The sequence below is a fragment of the Janthinobacterium darwini genome, assembly GCF_051380905.1.
Lineage (GTDB): Bacteria > Pseudomonadota > Gammaproteobacteria > Burkholderiales > Burkholderiaceae_D > Janthinobacterium.
In genome coordinates this window covers 139,597-160,692 of the sequence record NZ_JBNYXX010000001.1, presented here as the reverse complement: position 1 = coordinate 160,692, position 21,096 = coordinate 139,597, and the positions used below count along the sequence as shown (strand labels likewise).

Here is a 21,096-nt window from a genome sequence, read left to right as displayed (position 1 = left end):
AGTTAAGAATGGCCGTCGCCGGACGGCTCGGGCATGTTCATCAGCAGGCAGGAGCGGAATTTCGACGGCGACATCTGCTTGTGGGCCAAGAACTGACGGTTGAAATTGGAAAGGTTGTTGAATCCCGTGCGGTAGCAGATATCGGTGACCTTCATGTCCGTGTTCATCAGCAGCTCGCAGGCCAGCGCGATGCGCTCCTGATTCACGTATTGAATGAACGAGGTGCCCGTATGCTTGCGGAAGAAACGCGTGAACTTGAGCGTGTTCATCTCCGCCACGTCGGCCACATCCTGCTCGCAAAAATCGAGCGTGATGTTCTGCTTGATATAGGCCAGCACCAGGTTGATGGTCGATGACATATAGCGGCCCGCCTGCGCCAGGTAAGTGACGCTGGCCAGGGGCCGCCGCTCGCGGCAGTCGCACAGCTCGCCGAACAGGCGCGTAAACAGTTCGACCCGGCGCAAGCCCTGCGCCGTCGTCAATTCCTTCATCAGCGGCACCAGGCGCAGGCCAAGCGCATCGGGAAATTGCAAGCCCCTGCCAGCCTCTCCCAGCAGGGTTTTCAGGGGCGCCATTTCCGGGAACAGCAGCGCGCAACGTTCGATGAAGTCGCCGGAAAACTGCAGCACCAGGTCGCGCTCGGGCAAGACCACGCCTTCCGGAAGTTCGCTGACCCAGTTGTGCGGCAGGTTCGGACCTGTCAAGATTAGATTGCCCGCCCCGTAACTGCCGATATGGTCGCCGATAAAAAATTTGCCGTTCGACGTGATGATGAAGTGCAGTTCGTATTCAGGATGAAAATGCCATTTCGCCACGGTATGCGGAAAGCCGTGCGCCCATGCGCGAAACGATTCGTGGATCGGTTTGTGGATCAGTTCCAGGTCAGGCGTCACGGCAGTTCCCTTGCACAGTCTCGGTGCCAGCTATTCTAACCACTTAGTTGAGCACTGAGCGCAACTGCCAGCCCGCTGTCGGCATCGAACAGATGCACGTGCTCTTCATCGAAGGCCAGCGCCAGGGTCTGCCCCACCTGCGCCGCGCTGTTGGCCGCATTCGCCGGCAGCAGCGCCGACAGGCTCAAGGCGCCGCACTGAAAGCTGATCAGCGCTTCGGCGCCCAGCAGCTCGACCAGGTCAATCACGCACGACAGGCCATGCGTGCCTGCCTGCTCTTGCGCCAGCGCCGCACGCAAGTGGTTCGGGCGCAGGCCGAAGACCACGCGCGTGCCTGTCGACAAAGCCGCGAAGCGTGACGAAATCAATGGCCAGCGGTAGCCGGCGCACACCAGCACCGTTTGCCCGCCGTCTTTTTCGACGACGCCATCGATGAAGTTCATGGCTGGCGTGCCGATGAAGCCTGCCGCAAACAGGGTGCGCGGATGGTTGTACAGTTCCGCTGGCGTGCCGATCTGCTCGATATGCCCGCCCTTCATCAGCACCACCCTGTCGGCCAGGGTCATGGCCTCGAGCTGGTCGTGCGTGACGTACAGGGTGGTGGTGCGCAGGCGTCGGTGCAGGCGTTTGATGTCGGCGCGCAGCTGCGCGCGCAGCTTGGCGTCCAGGTTAGACAGCGGTTCATCGAACAGAAAGACCTGCGGCGTTTTGATCATGGCGCGCGCAATCGCCGTGCGTTGCTGCTGGCCACCCGACATGGCGCGCGGCTTGCGCTCGAGCAGGCTGTCCAGGCTGAGAATGGCCGCCACCTCGCGCACGCGGCGCTCGATCTCGTCGTTCGGCACCTTCAGGCGGCGCAGGCCGAAGGCGATGTTCTCGTACACCGTCATGTGCGGATACAAGGCGTAGTTCTGGAATACCATCGCCACGTTGCGCGCACGAGGCGGCAAATCGTTGACGATGGTGCCGCCGATGTGCAGCTCGCCGCCGCTGATGTCTTCCAGTCCGGCGATCATGCGCAGCAGGGTCGACTTGCCGCAGCCAGATGGCCCCAGCAGGACGATGAATTCGCCGTCGGCTATCTCCAGGTCGAACGGCTGCAGCACGGCCGTTTTCTCATCATAAGTCTTGTGCAGCTGCCTGCAAGCGATGTTTGCCATGGTGTTGTCTCCAGTGTACTGAGTGACTGGCTCAAGCCAGTTCGATCTGAATCTTGACGTCGTGCGGATGGCCCTTGGCCGCTTCCTCGAACGCCTGCACGCCATCGGCAAAGCCGAAGGTGCGCGATATGAAGGGCTTCACGTCGATCTTGCCGGAGGCCAGCAAGGCGATGGCGCGCGGGAAGATGTTCGCGTAGCGGAAGACGGATTCAATACGCACTTCCTTGGCCTGGATGGCGACGATGTCGAAAGGCACGTTCTCGGGCGGCATGCCGACCAGCACCAGGCAACCGTTCGGGCACAGCAGGTCGACGATATTGTCGTAGGCGCGCATGCTGCCGCTGGCCTCGAAAACGATGTCGGCGCCCCAGCCTTCCGTCAGGTCGCGCACCGTGTCGGCCAGGCTGGCCTGGCGCACGTCGACCGTAGTCACGGCAGGATTGCCGGCGAACAGGGCCAGTTTTTCCGGTACCAGGTCGGCCAGGATGACGCGCGAGCAGCCGCCTGCCAGCGCGGCCAGCGCATTCATGGCGCCGATGGTGCCGGCGCCAATCACCACCGCCACGTCACCCGGTTTGATGGCCGCCTTCTTGGCTGCCTGCAAGCCGATGGCCAGCGGTTCGACGATGGCGCCTTCGCCAAAGCTGACGCTGTCGGGCAGCTTGAAGGTAAATGCGGCCGGATGCACGACATAAGGCGTAAGGCAGCCGTGGATGGGTGGCGTGGCCCAGAAGCGCACGGCCGGATCGAGGTTGTACAGGCCGCGCATGGTGGCTGGAGAATCGAACTGCGGCACGCCCGGCTCCATGCAGACCCGGTCCCCCACTTTCAGGTGCGTCACCTCCTGTCCCACTTCCGCCACCACGCCGGCAGCCTCGTGACCGAGCACCATCGGCGCTTCGACGGCGAAGGGACCGATCTTGCCGTGTTTGAAATAATGCACGTCGCTGCCGCAGATGCCCACCGTGTGGATCTTGATTTTCACATCGCGCGGGCCGACCGCGAGCGGCAGGTCGATATCGCGCAGGGTGATGGAATGCGCTTGTTCCAGGACGAGTGCTTGCATGATTGATTTCCTTATTTATGTTTGAGCATGGAGTTGAGCAGGCGTCCCAGGATGCCGACGAACAGCAGCGGCGGCAGCGCCAGCAGCACGGTGGACGCGTTCACCACGCCCCACGGCACTTCCTGGCCCATCGAGGTAAAGGCCGATGCCACCACGGGCAGGGTCATGCTTTTCGACGAGGTGAGCGCCAGCGCGATCATCAGTTCATTCCAGACCAGCACGAAGCTGAAGACGATGCCGCCCATCAGGGACTTCGACGCCACCGGCAGGGCCACATACCAGAACACCTGATAAGGGCCGTAGCCATCGAGCGCGGCCGCTTCCTCGATCTCCTTCGGGATGCGGGCAAACGCGGGAATCGACAGCCAGATGATGGTCGACAGGGTCACCAGCAGATACGTCACCACCATCGACAGGCGCGAGTCGTACAGCCCCAGGTCGATCCAGATCGAGATCAGCGGAATGGCGACGGCCACGGGTGGCAGAAAGCGCAGGGACAGCAGGAAGAACTGGATATCCTTCTTGGCCGGAATCGGATAGCGGGCAAGCGCATACGCGGCCGGTACGCCCAGCACGGCACCCAGCAGCACGGCCACGCCGACGATGGCCACGCTGTTACCCAGTCCCGTCAGCACTTCCGGACTGGCCAGCACCTGCTGGTAATTGGCCAGGGTGGGGCTGAAGAAAAAACGCGGCACGGGCGTGACGATGTCCATCAGCTCCTTGAAGGAATTGAGCACGGCCCACAGGATGGGGAACAGCGCCACCAGCACGATGGCGGTGGTAATGGCCGTGGTGGCGGCATGGTCCACGCCGCGCCGGATAGTCAGTTTTCCCATTTGGCGACCCGCTTCCAGAGTAAAGTGAAGATGACAGTCGTGGCCAGCATCATCAGCACGGCCATGCTGGACGCGTACGACACCTTGCCCATCAGGCCGATGCCTTGCGCATACGCGTACATATCCAGGGTTTCGGTGGAGATGCCGGGGCCGCCCTTGGTCATCACGTAGATCAGGTCGAACGAGCGCAGCGACTCGACCATCTTGATGAACACCAGACTCATGATGGGTACCTTCAGCATCGGCAGCGCGATGTACGCATACACCTGCAGGGTGCTGGCGTAATCGAGACGCGCCGCTTCCAGCGGTTCGCCAGGCAGGGTTTCCAGCAGCTTCAGGATGACGGCGCCGAAGAACAGGCCCCATTGCCAGATGTCGACCAGCGCCACCGCGTACAGGGCCGTGGCGGGGTCGGACAGCAAGGCCGTGCCGCCCAGGCCCACGCAGTCCAGCAACCAGTTGAGGATGCCCATCAGCGGCGAATACATGAACTTCCAGATAAAGGCGGCCGAGACGCGCGGCAGCAGCACGGGTACGATCAGGAGCAGCGCGATGACATCGCGGGTACGTCCCTTGATTCTCTCGAACAGGAACACGGCCAGCAGCACGCCGACGATCAGCGAGCCGACCACGGTCACCACTTCCCAGATGGCCGACACCTGCACGGCATTGACGAAGCGGCGGTCGCCGAAGAGGCGGATGAAATTGGCAAAACCGACATAGTCGCTGTCGCTGTAGCGCAGCACGCGGTTTTGCAGGGCCAGGTTGATGGCGGCGATGCTGGGCACCAGGCCCAGTATCAGCAGGACCAGCAGCGGCAGCGTCAGAAAGACGGCCGGCAGCCAGGTGTGGCGTTTTTTACGGATGATATGCGGCATAGGAGAGACTCTCGCAACGGACTGTCAGGCACAGGGAAGCTGGCCGCCGCCTTCGCGGGCGGCGGCTGAACGGCATGCGGCTTACTTTCTCTTGCTAGCCCGCTGCATCACTTCCGTGGCGTACTCATTGGCCTCATCGAGAGCGCTCTGCACGTCGCCGCGCGTGCCCGTAAACACCTCCTCTAAAACGACGCCCAGGTTGTCGCCAATGTCCGGCCATTCGGGACTAGGCCAGATGGTGACGCGCGAGACTGGCGTGGTGTCCGTCAGGCCCGCCTGGATTTGCGGCTTGACGTGCTTGCGGAAGTAGTCGCTGGCGATGGTGCTGCTGCGGTTGTAGTCGCTGAAGACATTGTCCTTCAGGCGCGCCTGCTCCTGTTCCTTGCCCGTGGCCCACGCGATGAACTTGCCGGCCGCCTGGCGCGTGCATTCATCCTTGGCGCCCGTGGCGGAAATGGCCAGGCCGTGGCCATATGCGGCCGATGCCAGCGGCGCGGGCGGACGCACATAGCCCACCTTGTCGACCACCGAGGATTTTTTCGGGTCTTCCATCCAGTCGGCGAACGGCGTCGACTCGATCATGAAAGCCACCTTGCCCGACCTGAATGCTTCGAGCGCATTGCTCCAGTCGTAGGTGGCGCCACCGGGAGGCGAATACTTGAACAGGTCGCGGTACAGGGTCGTCGCCTTGACGGCCTGCGGCGAATTGAAGGTTGGCACGCCATTGTTTTCCCACTTGCCGCCGGCGGCAAGCATGAACGGAGCCCAGCGCCACACATTCATGCCCGAGCCGCGCTGGCCGCGCGCCGCCCAGCCATACACGTTCGGCGGGCTGTTGAGTTTTTTCACGGCGGCGACCAGTTCGTCGAGCGTCTTCGGCACGGCGATGCCAGCCTTTTCCAGCAGGTCGCGGCGGTAGAACAGGAAGTCGCTGCCGCCGATCAGGGGGGCGAAATACGCCACGCCCTTGTACGAGGCGACGGCGCGGCGGCCCGGCAGGAAGTCGTCGTAGTCGGCGTCCTTGGGCAGGTATTTGAGCAGGGGCACGACCCAGCCTGCCGTAGCAAACTCGGCCACGTTGGCTTCGTCGATGTAATAGATCTGGTAGGAGCCGGCCTTGGTGGAAGCGTCCAGGCGGGCCTTGGAGCGGCGGTCGTTTTCGCCGAAATAGCTGATTTGTACCTTGGTGCCGTTTTTCTTTTCATACTCGGCCAGGGTCTTTTCCATCACGGTCAGGCCCAGGCTTTTTTGCGCCAGCACCTTGAGGACGGGCACCGAGCAGCTTTGCGCCGAAGCGTCGGCAAACCCGGCGGACATGAGGGCGCCCCATGCAATAGCAGTCATGATTTTCATAACACGTCTCCATTTTTATAGTCCGGCGGTTTTCCACCGGTATGCCAACTATAAAAACAAAGACGGCGCGCCACCACTACAAAAGGCGCGGGTTTCTAAATACTTTTTTTCACTTTCCCGATACGGATTTGCCGCGTCAATCCAGGCGAAAATCTCTGCGATAGACATTCGTATCCTTGCCATCCGGCTGGCGGCGCGTAAACCGCTCGAAGCGCAGCCCCAGCTTGTTAAGCAAGTTGATCGAGGCCTGGTTCTGCAGCGAGGTGATGCCGTACAGAGTGGGCAGGCGCAGCACGTGCTGCGCATGCTGCACGATGGCGGCCGCCGCCTCCCAGGCATAACCCTGACCCCAGTAGGCGGGACGCACGGCATAGCCAATATCGGGGCCGGGCAGGCTGTCGCGGCGAACCAGCCCGGCCATGCCTACCAAGGCGCCATCGCTGAGACGTTCGAGGATGTACAGCGAATAGCCATAGTCGCGGAACTGCGCCATGGGTCCCGACTCCAGCGCGGCACTGGCCGCTTCCACGGTGTGAATATTGCGCTGGCCGATGTTGGCGATCCACGACGGGTCGTTGACCAGTTCCATGTAGAACGCCGCGTCGTCCAGGGTGGCTGTGCGCAGACGCAAACGGGGTGTCTCGATGACGGTGACCGGCTCTGTCGTGGCGCCACTCATGCCGGCCACTGCATCGGGTCGGTCAATAGCTGGTACATCACGTAGGCGTCGACATAGCCCAGCTGCGCGTGGCGGTAGGCCAGCGGCAGGGTGGCGACAACCGTGAAGCCCAGTTTTTTCCACAGGGTGACGGCGGCCAGGTTGGTGCTGACGACGAAGTTGAACTGCATCGCCAGGTAGCCCGCGCGGCGCGCTTCTTCCATGCAGTGCACGCCCAGCAGGCGCCCCACGCCCACGCCCTGCGCGGCGGGATCGACCATGAACGAGGCATTGGCCACGTGCGATCCATGGCCCGGCTGGTTCGCCACCAGCTTGTACATGCCCAGCAGGCGCTCGCTGCCCATCACGGCGACAAAGCTTTGCACGCCGGGGCCGAACCAGTAGGCGTGGCACTCTTCGCGCGAGGTGTCGGCGGGGAAGGTGTAGGTGTCGCCAGCGGCCACCAGTACCTGGAAGATGGCCCACATGGCGTCGAAATCGGCTTCGTTGGCCGGACGGATATCAATTTCTTTCAAGGCGGTGCTCCCGATAACAAGTGATGGCTGATTGTATCAGCGCCCCAGGCGGAAATTGACCGTTTCGGGCCGGCCCGGCAGTTGCAGACGCGATTGCGCGCGCGGCGCCTCGCTGATGATTTTCCCGCGACGCAGCACCAGGCGCCGCGCCGCGCGCAGGCGCAGCGCTTCCACCGTGGAGCTGCAATCGAGGATCAGCAAGTCTGCATGGCAGCCGGGTGCGATGCCATAACCATCGAGCCCCAGGATGCGCGCCGGCGTTTCCGTCACGGCCAGGAAGCAGTCGTGCATGGCTTGCTGGCCCGTCATCTGCGCCACGTGCAAGCCCATGTGCGCCACTTCCAGCATGTCGCCCGAACCGAGGCTGTACCACGGGTCCATCACGCAGTCGTGGCCAAAGGCGACAGGAATGCCGGCGGCCAGCATCTCGGGCACGCGCGTCATGCCGCGCCGTTTCGGATACGTATCGTGGCGCGCCTGCAGGGTAATGTTGATGAGGGGGTTGGCGATGGCCGCCACGCCCGCCTCGCGGATCAGGGGCAGGAGCTTGCTTACATAATAATTGTCCATCGAATGCATGGACGTCAGGTGCGATCCCGTTACCCTGCCCTGCATGCCAAGGCGCTGGCTGTGGAAGGCCAGGGTTTCGATATGGCGCGACAGCGGGTCATCCGACTCGTCGCAGTGCATGTCGACCATCAGGCCCCGCTCGCAGGCGAATTCGCACAGCAGGCGCACGGATTCCGCGCCATCGGCCATGGTGCGCTCGAAATGCGGGATACCGCCCACCACGTCGACGCCCATGGCAATCGCGCGTTGTAAATTATCGAAGGCGCCGGGACTGCGCAGGATGCCATCCTGCGGGAAGGCTACCAGTTGCAAATCGAGATACGGCGCTACTTGCCGCTTGACGTCGAGCAGCGCCTCGACGGCCAGCAGGCGCGGGTCGCAGATATCCACGTGCGAGCGGATGGCCAGCAAGCCGCGCGCCACGGCCCAGTCGCAATACTGCAGGGCGCGCTCCACCAGGGCGTCCTGCGTCAGTTGCGGTTTCAGCTCGCCCCACAAGGCGATGCCTTCGAGCAGGGTGCCGGACGCGTTCACGCGCGGCAAGCCATAGCTGAGCGTGGCGTCCATGTGAAAGTGCGCATCGACAAACGGCGGCGTGACCAGGTCGCCGGCGGCGTCGATTTCCTGCGCGCCCTGCACAGGCAAGGCGGGGCCGACGGCGGCGATGCGGCCATCCTCGATGGCGATATCGATGGCGCGGCGCCCATCGGGCAGGCTGGCATTGCGGATGACTAGGTCCATGCGGAAACTCCTTCGGTAGACTACGGTGCCTGGTGCTTCAAATTAATTGCCATTTCATACATCTTTTGTGGAATGCTGCAGTGCACGAACGGAGCCACTCGCAAAAGCATAGCCATAGATTCGCTTGCAACACCTTGCGCATGCGCAAACTTCCCGCAAATGCTGCCAGGCGCATGAATAGGGCAAGCATGCGCCGCACGGGCTGAATAAAATAGCTTTCAACTAACTCGAATCACCGCTAGAATATTCATATTGCGTTGCATCATAATCAGGCTCTGATCAGTTACTCAGCACGCTACCCACTTTACAAAACGCGGCCAACTCTGGTTTTCGGGATTTTGCAGAGCGTTTTGCCAGCATTTTAATCCGTACAAAGGAGTAAATATGTTTCCGCTTCCAGAACAAATTTCCAGCGCCGCCAAATCGCAACTGGAAAGCCAGCTGCAAATCTTCAGCACAGTGACCAGCAAAGTCTTCGAAAGTGCCGAGAAAATCATCGCCCTGAACCTGAACGCAGGCAAGGCCGCCCTGTCGCACACGGCGGAAACGGCCCAGCACCTGCTGGAAACGCAAGACCCGCGCGACTTCTTCAGCTACAGCACCAGCCAGGCGCAACCGAATATCGCCAGCCTGCTGGCCTACAGCCGCCAGCTGTTCGGCATCGCCTCGAGCACCCAGGCTGAATTGCTGGCCTCGGCCAAAGCCCGCCTCGATGCGGCCGCGCCTGCAGCCATTCCAGCCCCGCCAGCGGCCAAGCCGGCGCTGGCCGTCGCCGCCCCCGTTGCTGTCCCTGCACCAGCGCCTGCACCTGCGCCAGCAGCGGCACCTGCGCCCGTTGCCGCCAAGCCTGCCGAAGTAGCCAAGCCTGCCGCCAAGGTAGTGCCCGCCCCCGCCGCTGTTGCTGCGCCAGCAGCCAAGCCAGCGGCAGCGCCTGCAAAAGTTGCCGAGAAGGTTGCCGAGAAGGTTGCCGACAAACCCGCAGTTAAAGCGGTCGAAGCCAAGCCAGCGGCCAAGCCTGAAACGGCCAAGCCCGCACCGGCGCCTGCCGCCGCGCCAGCGAAGGCCGCCGCCCCCGCCCCGGCCAAGCCGGCTGCCAAACCATTTCCATCGAGCAAACCGGTCGCCAAACCGGCCAGCGCCGCCGGCAAGACTGTGGCCCAAGTAGCCGTCAAGCCAGCCGCCAAGCCGTTGGCCAAGGTTGCACCCAAGGGCATGCCATCGAAACAGCTCGATATGCTGCGCGGCGGCAAAGGCAGCGGCCGCAAGTAAGTCTCGCGCAAGGCAGTGACGCAGCAAAACAACGGGCTACGGCCCGTTTTTTGCGTGCCCGTCCACAGCGCGCTTTTCCGCCTTGTTGTATCCTACGCGTACTTTCCGTCCGCGTGCCCGTCCTTCCGCCCCGCGACACCCCATTACTAAAAACAAAAGGTAACCATGAGTTTATCGAGGCTCATCGCCGGCTTCGTGCGTCAGCATTGGCCGGCGTATGCCGCTGCCGCCGTCATGCTGACCGGCGTGGCAACACTGACCGTCTGGATCCCCCGCCGCGTGGGCGCCATCATCGACGCGCTGGCCGCACACCGCATGACGACGAACGAACTGTGGCTTGAGCTGCTGACCCTGCTCGCCGTGGGCGTCGTCATCTACTTCCTGCGCGTGGGCTGGCGCATCACCCTGTTCAAGGCGGCCTACCAGCTGGGCGTGATGCTGCGTACGCGCTTCTACACGCGCATGTCGCAGCAGGGCGCGGCGTTCTACCAGAACCAGCGCACGGGCGACCTGATGGCGCTGGCGACGAACGACATCGACGCCATCGAAATGGCCGCCGGTGAAGCCATGCTGGCCGGCTTCGACGGCACCTTGACCTTGCTGATGGTGCTGGGCGTCATGCTGCTGGGCGTGGACTGGCGCCTGGCCTGCATCGCCCTCTTGCCCTTCCCCCTGATGGGACTGGCCTTCTGGCGCATTTCCAGCCATATCCACACGGCGTCCACGGATTCATTACAGCGCTTTTCCGCGCTGAACGACCATGTGCAGGAATCGCTGTCGGGCGTGCGCACCCTGCGCGCGCTGGGCCTGGAAGAGCGCAGCAGCAAGCAGTTCTCCACCCTGGCCGGCCATGCAGCCAACGCCAGCCTGACGGCGCAGCGCTGGGAAGCGGCATATGAACCGGCCGTCGGCCTGACCCTGACGGCCGCCACGGCGCTGACTCTGGGCCTGGGCGGCTACCTCGTGTGGCAAGACCAGCTGACCATCGGTGCGCTGACGAGCTTTTCCATGTACCTGGGCCAGTTGATCTGGCCCATGTTCGCCGCCGGCTGGGTGCTCTCCCTGATCGAACGGGGCCGCGCCGCCTGGCAGCGCTTGCAGCCCATGCTCGACGCGCCGCTGGCCATCGACGACCATGGCAGCATCGCCACCCTCACGCCCGGCCCACTGCAGCTGACGGACATCGGCTTCGCCTACGCGGGCCAGACTGCGCCTGCGCTCTCCGGCATCTCGCTGCGTTTGCAGCCGGGCCAGACCCTGGGCCTGGTTGGCCCCACGGGCAGCGGCAAGTCGACCCTGCTGCGCGTGCTGCTGCGCCAGGTGACGCCGCAAGCGGGCACGGCCACGTGGAATGGCCAGCCGCTGGACGCCTACACCTTGCATGCGTTGCGCGCGGCCATCAGCTGGGTGCCGCAGGAATCGTTCCTGTTCTCCGCCACCATCGCCGACAATATCGCCCTGGCCCGCCCCGGCGCCACGCGCGAGGAAGTGGAACGGGCGGCGCAGCTGGCCGACATCCATGCCGATATTTTGCAATTCCCCGATGGCTATCAGACGCACGTGGGCGAGAAAGGCATTACCCTGTCCGGCGGCCAGCGCCAGCGCGTGGCGATTGCCCGGGCCCTGCTGGCCGACAACGGCTTGCTGCTGCTCGACGATGCCCTGTCCGCCGTCGACACGGGCACGGAAACGCGCATCCTGCAGCATCTGGAAGAACTGCGCGCGCGCCGCCCCGAGCGCAGCGCCATCATCGCCAGCCACCGGCTGAGCGCCGTCGTCAACGCGGACCTGATCCTGGTGCTGCGCGATGGCCACGTCACGGAAACGGGCAACCACGACGCGCTGATGCAGCGCGACGGCTGGTATGCCAGCCAGTGGCGCTATCAACAACTGGAGGCCAGCCTCGATGCCATCTAAGACCGACCAAGCCACCACCACCGCCACGCAATCCGTGCGCCGCCAGGCCGTGCAAGCCATCGGCCTGCTGCGCCGCGCCGCCGCGCCCGACCTGCGCCATTTGTACTGGGCCACGTTCTGGCTGATCCTCGCCGCCGCGCTGGAAGTGACGGGCCCCATCCTGGGCAAGGCCCTGATTGACCAGCATCTGCTGCCGCGCCACCTGGACTGGACGCGCATGGCGCTGCTGCTGGGCGGCTGCCTGCTGACGGGCTGGGTCGCCTCCGGCCTGCGCTACCTGCAGCTGGTGCGCCTGTCCGGCCTGGCCATGCGCTCGGTGCAGCGCCTGCGCGAAACCGTCTACCAGCACGTGCTGCGCCTGCCCATGGCCTTCTTCGACCGCGCCATCACGGGCCAGCTGGTCAGCCGCGTCACGAATGACACGGAGGCGGTGAAATCGCTGTACGTGCAGGTGCTGTTCGTCATCCTCGACAGCTCCATCGTCCTGGTCGGCACCATGGCTGCCATGGCCTTCCTCGACTGGCGCTTGATGCTGATCGTGCTGGCCCTGCTGCCGGCCGTGCTGGTCATCGTCTTCCTGTACCAGCGCTGGAGCGCGCCCGCCGTCACGCGCGCGCGCGCCCTGCGCAGCGAGATCAATGGGCAGATCGCCGAATCGATCGGCGGCATGAGCGTACTGCAGGCGAATAATGCGGAACGCCGCTTCGGCACACGCTTCACGGGCATCAACCAGGACCACTACACGGCACGCATGCAGGAATTGCGCGCCAACGCCTGGCTGCTGCGCCCCGCGCTCGACATGCTCAACATCGTGCTGCTGGCCGTGGTCATCTTCAGCTTCGGCCGGCGCGAGATGGGCGCCGTGGAAGTGGGCGTGCTGTATGCGTTCATCAGCTACATCGCGCGCGTGATCGAGCCCTTGATCCAGATCACCATGCAGTTCAGCCAGTTGCAGCAGTCGGTGGTGGCCACGGCGCGCGTCTCGGCCCTGCTGGATGAAACGCAGGCGCTCGAACATGCACAGGGAAGGGAAACACCGGCCCTGCGGCAGACGAAAGCGGACATCGACCTGCCCGCCGTCGACATCAAGAACCTGACCTTCGCCTACGTGGAAAACCAGCCCGTGCTGCACGACCTGTCGCTGAGCATACCGCAAGGCGCTTTCTTCGGCATCGTCGGCCACACGGGCAGCGGCAAGTCGACTTTGCTGTCACTGCTGCTGCGCTTTTACCCCGTCACGCAGGGCAGCATCGCCATCAATGGCGTCGCCCTCGACAGCATCGACAACGAGCATTTCCGAGCCGACGTGGGCCTGGTGCCGCAAGATCCCTTCCTGCTGGCCGCTTCGGCGCGCGAAAACATCGACATGGGGCGCGGCTACACGCAGGCGCAGATCGAAACGGCGGCGCGCGCCGCGCATGCGCACGACTTCATCGCCGCGCTGGAACACGGCTACGATACGCCGCTGGGCGAAGGCGGCTCGCGCCTGTCGTCGGGGCAGAAGCAGCTGATCGCGATTGCCCGCGCGCTGGCCGGCCAGCCGCGCATCCTGCTGCTGGACGAAGCGACGTCGCGCATCGATAGCCAGACGGAACAGATCGTGCAGCTGGCCCTGAATGAATTGCGCGGCAAGGTCACCATCATCGCCATCGCCCACCGCCTGTCGACCATCCGCGAGGCCGACCGGATCATCGTACTCAACCATGGCCGCATCACGGAAGCGGGGCCGCACGAGGCCTTGATGCAGATCGATGGCGGCTTGTACCAGCGCCTGTATCTGCTGCAGCAGCTGGCGCAATAGGGTGTGTTGTCCATGCCCGCCGTGTGCACTTCCGCACATTTCTGCGCCCCGCATGATATTTCTTGACTGCAACAGAATATAATCGTTGCGAAGAGTAGTTCATTGTGGGGGGACGGGGCGTTGGCAGGCAGACAGAGACGGGCATCGTGGCGAAAAGCGCATTGGCTGCTGGTATTGGCCTGCCTGCTGGCGCCTGCCGCCCAGGCCCAGGTCCAAGTCCATGTCGGCAACCTTGAGCAGCATATTGCCGCCGTGCGCGAAGATGGCCGCTTCGTGCCCACGCGCGCCCTGCAGCGCCTGCAAGAGGTGGAAACGCAGGCGCGCAGCGCGCCCCTGCCAGTGCGCGCGGAATTCCTTACCCAACTGAGCACCGTGCGCATGCGCCTGGGGCAGAATGACCTCGCCATGCAGCTGGCCGAGGAGCTGATCGCCTACGCCCGCCAGAACAAGAACGACGTGGCGCTGGCCAAGGGCATACTCAGCAAGGCCTACATCACGTTTGCCCTGAACGAACGCCGCGCCTCGCACCTGCTGGCCTTCGAAGCGGAAAAGATCGCCAACCGCACGGACGACCTGCCCGTACGCGTGCAGGCCACCATCAGCGCGGGGCAATCGTGGGCAGAGGAAGGCAATTTCCCTTTTGCGCTGGCCAAACTGCAGGCAGCCGTGGACCTGGCGCGCCAGAGCAATTCTCCCTCCAGCCTGGCCGCCGCCCTGAATGCCCTCACCCTGCTGTACACGCAGATGCGCGAGTACGACAAAGGCTTCGAAGTGCTCGACGAGCTGCTGGCCGTATCAAGCACCCTCGAATCGCCGGGCCGCATGGCGCAGGCGAAAAATACGGAATACGGGCTGGCGCTCGACGCGCGGCAGCCGCAACGGGGCCAGCGCGCCCTGCTGGCGGCCCTGGCGCTGGAACGCCAGCTGGGCGCCAGCGGCATGGTGGCCGTTACCCTCGTCAACCTGTCGGACAGCTACCTGAAAGAAGGCGACTACGCGCGCGCCCTGCGCTATGCGTATGAAGCCATCACGGCGGGGCGCCTGGTCAACAATGAACAGGTGGAGGCGACGGCGCGCCTGAACATCGGCCAGGCCCTGATTGGCCAGGGACGCTTGCAGGAAGGCAAGCAAAGCGTGGCCACGGGTCTGGCCTACTACGAACGCACGGCCAACCAGCCGGACATGCAGGCCGTGCTGCTGGAATACGGCATGGCGCTGGAAAAGGCCGGTGACATGCGGGGCGCCGTCACGGCGTATCACCGCGAGCGGGGCATTTCCAACCTGCTGTTCGAGAAGCAGCGGCAAAAAGCCGTGTACGAATTGCAAGAAAAATATGAGGCGGAAAAGAAACAGCGCCAGATCGAACTGCTCAGCCGCGAGAACCAGCTCAAGAGCACCGAGATCGACAACCGCCGCCTACAGCAGCGCGTATGGTGGCTGCTGGCGCTGGTGCTGGCCATGGCGTCCGTCATCGTCGGCTTGCTGTACCGCAAGGTGCGCCACGCGAACGTGCAGCTGAACGTCAAGAACCAGGAACTCAAGCGCCAGAGCTCGCGCGACCCGCTGACGGCCTTGTACAACCGCCGCCATTTCCAGGAATTCATGCGCAGCCATGCGGGCAAGCCGCTGCCTGCCTATGGCGACGCCGATGTCGTGGGCGCGCTGTTCCTGCTCGATGTCGACCATTTCAAGCACATCAACGACCGTTACGGCCACGCAGCGGGCGACCTGGTGCTGACGACGATCGCCGAAACCTTGCACGACGTGTTGCGCGAAACGGACATGATCGTGCGCTGGGGCGGCGAGGAATTCCTCGCCTTCCTGCCAGCCGTCTCGCGCGACGGACTCGACGATATCGCGCGGCGCATCCTCAACGGCATGGCGGCACAGGTCATCCATTACCAGGGACAGGCCATCCAGGTGCACGTGTCCGTGGGCTTTGCGCCCTATCCGCTGGCGCCGCTGGGAAGACCACTCACGTGGGAACGCAGTGTCAACCTGATCGACATGGCGCTGTACCTGGCCAAGGCGCACGGGCGCAACCGGGCGTATGGCTTGCGCGGTTTCCGGCAGGTGGAAAGAACGACCCTGGAAGCGGTGGAGCAAGACCTGGAACGCGCGTGGCGCGACGGCTATGTGGATTTGAGCGTGGTGCTGGGGGGAACGGACGGGATGGATAGTACAAGTACGGGAACAACGGCGCATGGCAGGCCAGCTGGCGCCAGCGATGGCGTGGCCGCAGCTGCCATCACCTGACGACAGCCGCGGGGACCGGGCCGGCGCTGGCCGGACCTGGCGCGATTACTTGTGCGCGGCGTCCTGCATCTTTTCACCGGCTTTTTCCACTTTCTTGCCAACGGCATCGGCCGCTTCGCTCATTTTCTTGTCGGCGTCAGCGGCGACCTGGTCCATCTTGGCGCCCGTGTCGGCAGCGGCCTGGCTCACGGCGGCGTCAGCCTTGGTAGCGGCGGCCTTGATGTCGGCTTCAGCCTTGGCAGCGGCCGCATCGATCTTTTGGCCAGCCTGTTCCGCAGGACCGGCGGCAACATCGCTCTTCTTCTGGCAGGCAGCCAATGCCACGACCATCATCCCGGCGGCGCACACGGTCATCCAATTTTTGCTTACTTTCATGATATTCCCTTTCATTGTTATCAAAAGACACAGATCAGTTCGCAATATACACCTGCCTAAAATTTTCTAGCGTGCGCTAACGCACATAAAAACATGCTTTTGTGGCGTAGTTGTAAGCAATGGTATCTTGATATCTCTCAGCCACTCTTTCCCTGCGCCGGGCGCGGCAGCGTATAGCCATCGGTCAAGGTATGCAGGAAAACAATCACGTCGGCGATCTCCCCTTCGTTCAGGGCGGGCGCCTGGCCCGGCTGGCGGTCGAACGGCGCTTCCACATTCACATTCGCTGCCAGGCCGGGCGGCAGATCGTTGTACTTGTGCACCTTGCCACTGCTGTCTTTCGGATACCATTTTTGTGGCGCCGTGTCGCGCTGCACGTAAAAACGCAACACCTGCTCCAGGCTGTCAAAGCTGCCGTTGTGGAAGAACACCTTGCGCAGGGCGACATTGCGCAGGGACGGTGTCTTGAAACTGCCGCAATACTCCTTGTGCTCCGTCAAATCGGTGCGGTCCGGGCCGCACAATCCCAGGTCAAAGAACGCCGGGTCCGCATTCGCCGGCAGTTTGGCATTGCGCGGCACGCCGATATTGATCAAGCCATAGTCGGTAAATTGGGGAAAGGCGCCGCCTGAGCTCACCTGGCTGATGTGGCAGGACGCACAATTGCCCTTGCGTTCATCGTTGAACAGGGCCAGGCCCCGCGCTTCCTGCGGCGTCAAGCTGGCCTGCTTGCGCAGGAAGGCGTCGTACTTGCTGGTGTACGGATAGAAGTCCAACGGGCTTTCCTGGAATACTTCCAGCGACATCAGCGCCCAGCGCAGCGCCTGGCCAGGCTGCTCGAAGATATCCGCGCCATACGTCTGGCGGAACTGCGCCGCCAGCGGCCCCGCCTGCAGCTTGGCGACCACGGCGGCCGCATCGCGGTTGCCCATCTCTCGCCTGGATAACAGGGGCGCAAGCGCCTGTTCGTGGCCAGACTGGGCGCGGCCGTCCCAGTTGCGCCCGCCCGTGGGACCCGCGTCGACGCTGTCGTCGCCATCGTCGTCGTGGTAATGCTCGGTAAACGGGGGGGCATTCTGGAGATAGCGCAGCGACGGCGCGGCGCGCGGGCCCGCATCCTTCAGTTCCGGGCCGCCCAGCTGCACCGCCAGCGCGTTCGGCGGACCGTAGGCGTGTTCGGGACTGTGGCAACTGGCGCAGGCCAGCTTGCCCGACACGGACAGGCTGGGCTCGAAAAACATGGCGCGGCCCATGGCCGTCATTGCCGCCACCGAAGGCTGGCGTTTCAGGGTGGGTGCATACGCGCCCGCCAAGTGGGCGGCGTGCACGGCGGGTGCGTCTTTTTGCGGCGCGGGCTGGCAGGCGGACAGCACGCAAATGGCGAGCAGCAGGGCAGGTATCGTTTTCATCATGGGCTGGCAGCGTAGCAACGGCATGTGACAACTGCGTGACAAGTCCCTGCAAAACGTCATGTATCAAGTCCGTACATTACGTCATGTAACAGACGCTGACATGTCACGCAGCTGACATATTGCCTGCCTAGCATGCGACGTTTTCCACCCAGAAGGCATGAACATGAACTTGCACGCCAACACCGCTTTACGTCCCGTTTTACATCCCTCTTTACGGCCCCTGCCGCTGCTACTGTCGCTGGGCCTGGCCGCCTGCGGCAGCAACTACGCCGTCACGCCCCACGTCACGGGCCAGGTCATCGGCAGCTACTATGAAAACGCCCAGGTATGCCTGGAAAGCAGCACGAGCAAGCTGACCTGCGACAGCGGCTCGGCCGCCGTGCGCACGGCCGCCGACGGCAGCTATACGCTCGACGGCCAGGGCGCCGTGCTGGCGACCATCGGCACGGACGCGATCCGCCATGAAACCATGGGCGACGCGGGCAGCAAGGTCACGCAAAAGCTGCTGCTGCGCGCCCCCGCCGGGCACAGCGCCTTCGTCAGCGCCCTGTCGACGGAACTGGCGCAAATCATGGACGGCAACGGCGGCGACTTTGCGGCGGCCAGCAGCAAGCTGGCCGCGCGCCTGGGCGTGTCGGAAGCGGGCCTGGCGTCGGACTTCAACAAGGCCAGCGGCGACGAGTTGACAAAACTCAAGGCGGAAAACGCCAGCGTGACGGCCTTGGTCGCCAGCGCCAGCACACAGGCGGCGCCCGCCGATGCGCTGGCCGCCCTGAACGGCGCCCTGGCGCTGAACAATATTCAGACCATCGTCGTCATCTACGCGGAAAACCGTGGCTTCGACAATCTGTACGGCCTGTTTCCGGGCGCGAATGGCGTACCGGGCGTCAACCCCACCTCCAGCACCGCCTACGTGCCGCAGAAAGACGTCGACGGCAGCACCCTGCCCGTGCTGCCGCCCACCTGGGGCGGCATGACGGCGGCCGGCCAAAGCACCGTCATCACGCAGGCGCAATCGGCCAATTTGCCCAACAAACCGTTCCAGATCGACGATGCCAGCAGCCCCCTGTACCTGCCGCAATCGGTCATCACGCGCGACCTGGTGCACCGCTTCTACAATAACCAGATGCAGATCAACGGCGGCGCCAACGACAAGTTCGCCGCGTATTCCGATGCGGGCGGCCTGTCCATGGGCTATTACGACGGCAGCAAGATGCAGCTGTGGGACATCGCCAAACAATATGCGCTGGCCGACAATCTGTTCATCGGCGCCTTCGGCGGTTCCTTCCTCACGCACCAGTACCTGATCTGCGCCTGCGCCCCTACCTATCCGAACGCGGACACCTCGGTGGCGAAAGGGTCGATCGCGAAGATCGACGTCGATGCCAAGGGCAACTTCCTGCGCCTGACGCCATCCGCCACGGCACCGACCACCGTGCTGAACGGCGCGCCCGCCTATGCCAACGACGGCGCGCTGACGCCGGCCGACAGCAGCGGCATGTTTTACGCCGTCAATACCATGCAGCCAGCGTTCCAGCCCAGCAGCAACGCTCCCGCATCCGGCGACAGCAGCAAGCTGTATGCGGACACGGGCAAGGCCAACACCCTGCCGCCGCAGACGCAGACGAATATCGGCGACTTGTTATCTGGCAAGAACATCGACTGGGCCTGGTATGCGGGCGCCTGGAAGGATACGACGGCCCTGGCCACGGCCAGCGCGCGCGCCAGCAGCTTCCCGAACCCGCCGAACTTCCAGTTCCACCACCAGCCGTTCAATTACTTTGCCAACATGGACCCGGTGAAGGCGCCCGCCTACCGCGCCGCCCACCTGCGCGACTTCGACAGCCAGTTCCTGAGCGATGCCAGCGCCGGCAAGCTGCCGCCCGTGGCCTTCTACAAGCCGCAGGGCAATTTGAACCAGCATGCGGGCTACGCCAGCGTGGCCGACGGCGACGCGCATATCGCCGGCGTCATCGCCCAGCTGAAAAAGAGTCCGCAGTGGAAAAACATGCTGGTCATCGTCACCTACGATGAAAACGGCGGCTTTTACGATCACGCCGCGCCGCCGAAGGGCGACCGCTGGGGTCCGGGCACGCGCGTGCCGGCCATCCTCATCTCGCCGTACGTGAAAAAGGGATTGGTTGATCATACGCAATACGATTCGGCGTCCATCCTGCGCGCCATCACGCACCGCTTCGCCCTGCCGGTGCTCGACGGCCTGAGCACGCGCGACAAGGCGCTGGTGGCCAACGGCGGCAAGCCGATGGGCGACTTCAGCGCGGCGCTGGCCCTGGTGCCGCAAGAGTAAGCGTCGATTCAAACGGCAAGATGACGCCCGCCCGGCTTGGCCGCGGCGGGCGTTTTTCCTGCTGGTGCTACTGGTCCGGGGCAGGGCTTGGAATCGCGTCGAGTAGCGAGCGTTCAAGCAATTGCGACAGCGACGCGCGCAGCGCCTGCGTGCGCGCCGCCAGTTCCGGCCGCTTGTAGCGCTCGGCGGCGATCAGGCTGTTTTCCAGGCAGACCCGGTCGCCCTTGGCCAGACAGGCGTCGGCCAGGTCGAGCTGGGCGCTGGCTTGCGCCACTTTCACCCTGGCATCGAGTTCCAGGGTGTCGGGATCATCGCCCCAGCGCTTCACGTAGATGGCCAGGCGCGTGGCGGCGAGCTCCGGCTTGCCCGCATCAAGCGCCTGCTTGACGCTGTCTTGCAGCGCCGTCCATGCCTGCGCCCGCTGCTGTTGCCGGTCGCAGGAGGCAGCGGACTTGGTGATGCTCGCCTGCAAGCGCTTGATCTGCGCCGCCGGCGCCTTGGCGCTTTTCAGCACGGCCAGCGCACTGCGCGCCCCGTCCAGGTCGCACTGCGCTGCCAGCGCAGTGGCAGCCTCGACCTGTTCCGCCACGCTGGCCGGCTTGTCGGCGGGCTTGTTGAAGAACCAGATACCGGTCAGCACCACGGCCGCGGCGATCCACGTGCGCAAGCGCACGGGCGGGCGCGGTGGTGGCACCGAACCCCTGGCGGCCGGTTTCGCGGGCGGCACCTTGGCTGGCGCTGGCGCTGCTGCGGCAGCCGGTGGCGGGACGGGCTTGGGAGCGGGAGCAGGCTGCGGCGCGGGTTGCGGCGCTGCTTGCGGAATAGGAATGGGCGGGGCAACGGGCACCGGCGGCGGCATGCGCGGCACCGGCGGCGGCGCTGGCACTTTCTCCAGAACAGGCGCTGCAGCCACCTGGCGCGCGCCGCAAAACGGGCAATGCACCACGCGCAGCGGCAAGCTCCGGCCGCAAGCGGCATTGATGCAAACATCATTCACTGTTTCAAGCACATTCCAACCTTTTCCTGGAGTCATTCCACTGCGTTCTGCCGCAATATTACCTTAC

17 protein-coding genes are annotated in these 21,096 nt (G+C 64.0%); 5 read left to right on the top strand and 12 right to left on the bottom strand.

The window, feature by feature from the left end:
- Positions 1-2 precede the first annotated feature (2 nt).
- From ACQ4WZ_RS00705 to ACQ4WZ_RS00665, 9 genes are all read right to left on the bottom strand, one after another.
- Positions 3-893, bottom strand: coding sequence for an AraC family transcriptional regulator (locus tag ACQ4WZ_RS00705; RefSeq protein ID WP_101482540.1), 891 nt, complete (start codon positions 891-893; stop codon positions 3-5).
- Positions 894-928: 35 nt separating this feature from the next.
- On the bottom strand, positions 929-2,053 hold the full coding sequence (locus ACQ4WZ_RS00700; RefSeq protein ID WP_436572343.1) for an ABC transporter ATP-binding protein: 1,125 nt from the start codon (positions 2,051-2,053) through the stop codon (positions 929-931).
- Between the two features lie 31 nt (positions 2,054-2,084).
- On the bottom strand, positions 2,085-3,119 hold the full coding sequence (locus ACQ4WZ_RS00695; RefSeq protein WP_436572342.1) for an NAD(P)-dependent alcohol dehydrogenase: 1,035 nt from the start codon (positions 3,117-3,119) through the stop codon (positions 2,085-2,087).
- A gap of 11 nt (positions 3,120-3,130) precedes the next feature.
- Entirely contained in the window at positions 3,131-3,958 is an 828-nt protein-coding gene (locus ACQ4WZ_RS00690; RefSeq protein WP_436572341.1) for a carbohydrate ABC transporter permease, read from the bottom strand.
- Positions 3,946-4,836 carry a carbohydrate ABC transporter permease gene (locus tag ACQ4WZ_RS00685; protein ID WP_436572340.1) on the bottom strand — a complete coding sequence of 297 codons (891 nt, stop codon included), beginning with the start codon at positions 4,834-4,836 and terminating at the stop codon, positions 3,946-3,948. The genes ACQ4WZ_RS00690 and ACQ4WZ_RS00685 overlap by 13 nt, the downstream gene beginning before the upstream one ends.
- 81 nt (positions 4,837-4,917) lie before the next feature.
- On the bottom strand, positions 4,918-6,189 hold the full coding sequence (locus tag ACQ4WZ_RS00680) for an ABC transporter substrate-binding protein (RefSeq protein WP_436572339.1): 1,272 nt from the start codon (positions 6,187-6,189) through the stop codon (positions 4,918-4,920).
- A 136-nt stretch (positions 6,190-6,325) separates the two neighbouring features.
- Positions 6,326-6,868, bottom strand: coding sequence for a GNAT family N-acetyltransferase (locus tag ACQ4WZ_RS00675; RefSeq protein ID WP_436572338.1), 543 nt, complete (start codon positions 6,866-6,868; stop codon positions 6,326-6,328).
- Positions 6,865-7,383 (bottom strand): GNAT family N-acetyltransferase, encoded by a 519-nt coding sequence (locus ACQ4WZ_RS00670; RefSeq protein ID WP_133989570.1) that lies wholly within the window; start codon positions 7,381-7,383, stop codon positions 6,865-6,867. The genes ACQ4WZ_RS00675 and ACQ4WZ_RS00670 overlap by 4 nt, the downstream gene beginning before the upstream one ends.
- 36 nt (positions 7,384-7,419) lie before the next feature.
- A complete protein-coding gene (locus ACQ4WZ_RS00665; protein WP_101482548.1) occupies positions 7,420-8,694 on the bottom strand; it encodes an amidohydrolase family protein in 1,275 nt (424 codons plus the stop codon).
- A gap of 384 nt (positions 8,695-9,078) precedes the next feature.
- On the opposite strand from ACQ4WZ_RS00665, the gene ACQ4WZ_RS00660 reads away from it, so the two are divergent.
- The 4 genes from ACQ4WZ_RS00660 (at position 9,079) to ACQ4WZ_RS00645 (ending at position 15,937) form a co-directional block, all read left to right on the top strand.
- Positions 9,079-9,963: a phasin family protein gene (locus ACQ4WZ_RS00660; RefSeq protein WP_436572337.1), complete on the top strand. Its 885-nt coding sequence runs from the start codon at positions 9,079-9,081 to the stop codon at positions 9,961-9,963.
- Between the two features lie 165 nt (positions 9,964-10,128).
- Positions 10,129-11,880, top strand: coding sequence for an ATP-binding cassette domain-containing protein (locus ACQ4WZ_RS00655; protein ID WP_101482550.1), 1,752 nt, complete (start codon positions 10,129-10,131; stop codon positions 11,878-11,880).
- Positions 11,870-13,681, top strand: coding sequence for an ABC transporter ATP-binding protein (locus ACQ4WZ_RS00650; RefSeq protein WP_436572336.1), 1,812 nt, complete (start codon positions 11,870-11,872; stop codon positions 13,679-13,681). The genes ACQ4WZ_RS00655 and ACQ4WZ_RS00650 overlap by 11 nt, the downstream gene beginning before the upstream one ends.
- A gap of 174 nt (positions 13,682-13,855) precedes the next feature.
- Complete coding sequence (locus ACQ4WZ_RS00645; protein WP_436572335.1) at positions 13,856-15,937, top strand: sensor domain-containing diguanylate cyclase; 2,082 nt, start codon at positions 13,856-13,858, stop codon at positions 15,935-15,937.
- A 45-nt stretch (positions 15,938-15,982) separates the two neighbouring features.
- Here the strand turns inward: ACQ4WZ_RS00645 and ACQ4WZ_RS00640 are convergent, their stop codons facing one another.
- Both ACQ4WZ_RS00640 and ACQ4WZ_RS00635 read right to left on the bottom strand, forming a co-directional pair.
- Entirely contained in the window at positions 15,983-16,312 is a 330-nt protein-coding gene (locus ACQ4WZ_RS00640; RefSeq protein ID WP_077408123.1) for a hypothetical protein, read from the bottom strand.
- Positions 16,313-16,449: 137 nt separating this feature from the next.
- Positions 16,450-17,721: a cytochrome-c peroxidase gene (locus tag ACQ4WZ_RS00635; RefSeq protein WP_436573843.1), complete on the bottom strand. Its 1,272-nt coding sequence runs from the start codon at positions 17,719-17,721 to the stop codon at positions 16,450-16,452.
- Positions 17,722-17,887: 166 nt separating this feature from the next.
- Between ACQ4WZ_RS00635 and acpA the strand changes: the two genes are divergently transcribed.
- Positions 17,888-20,032 (top strand): acid phosphatase, encoded by a 2,145-nt coding sequence (gene acpA, locus ACQ4WZ_RS00630; RefSeq protein ID WP_101484704.1) that lies wholly within the window; start codon positions 17,888-17,890, stop codon positions 20,030-20,032.
- Between the two features lie 67 nt (positions 20,033-20,099).
- On the opposite strand, the gene ACQ4WZ_RS00625 is transcribed toward acpA, so the two are convergent.
- Positions 20,100-21,041, bottom strand: coding sequence for an HlyD family secretion protein (locus tag ACQ4WZ_RS00625; protein ID WP_436572334.1), 942 nt, complete (start codon positions 21,039-21,041; stop codon positions 20,100-20,102).
- Between the last annotated feature and the right edge of the window lie 55 nt (positions 21,042-21,096).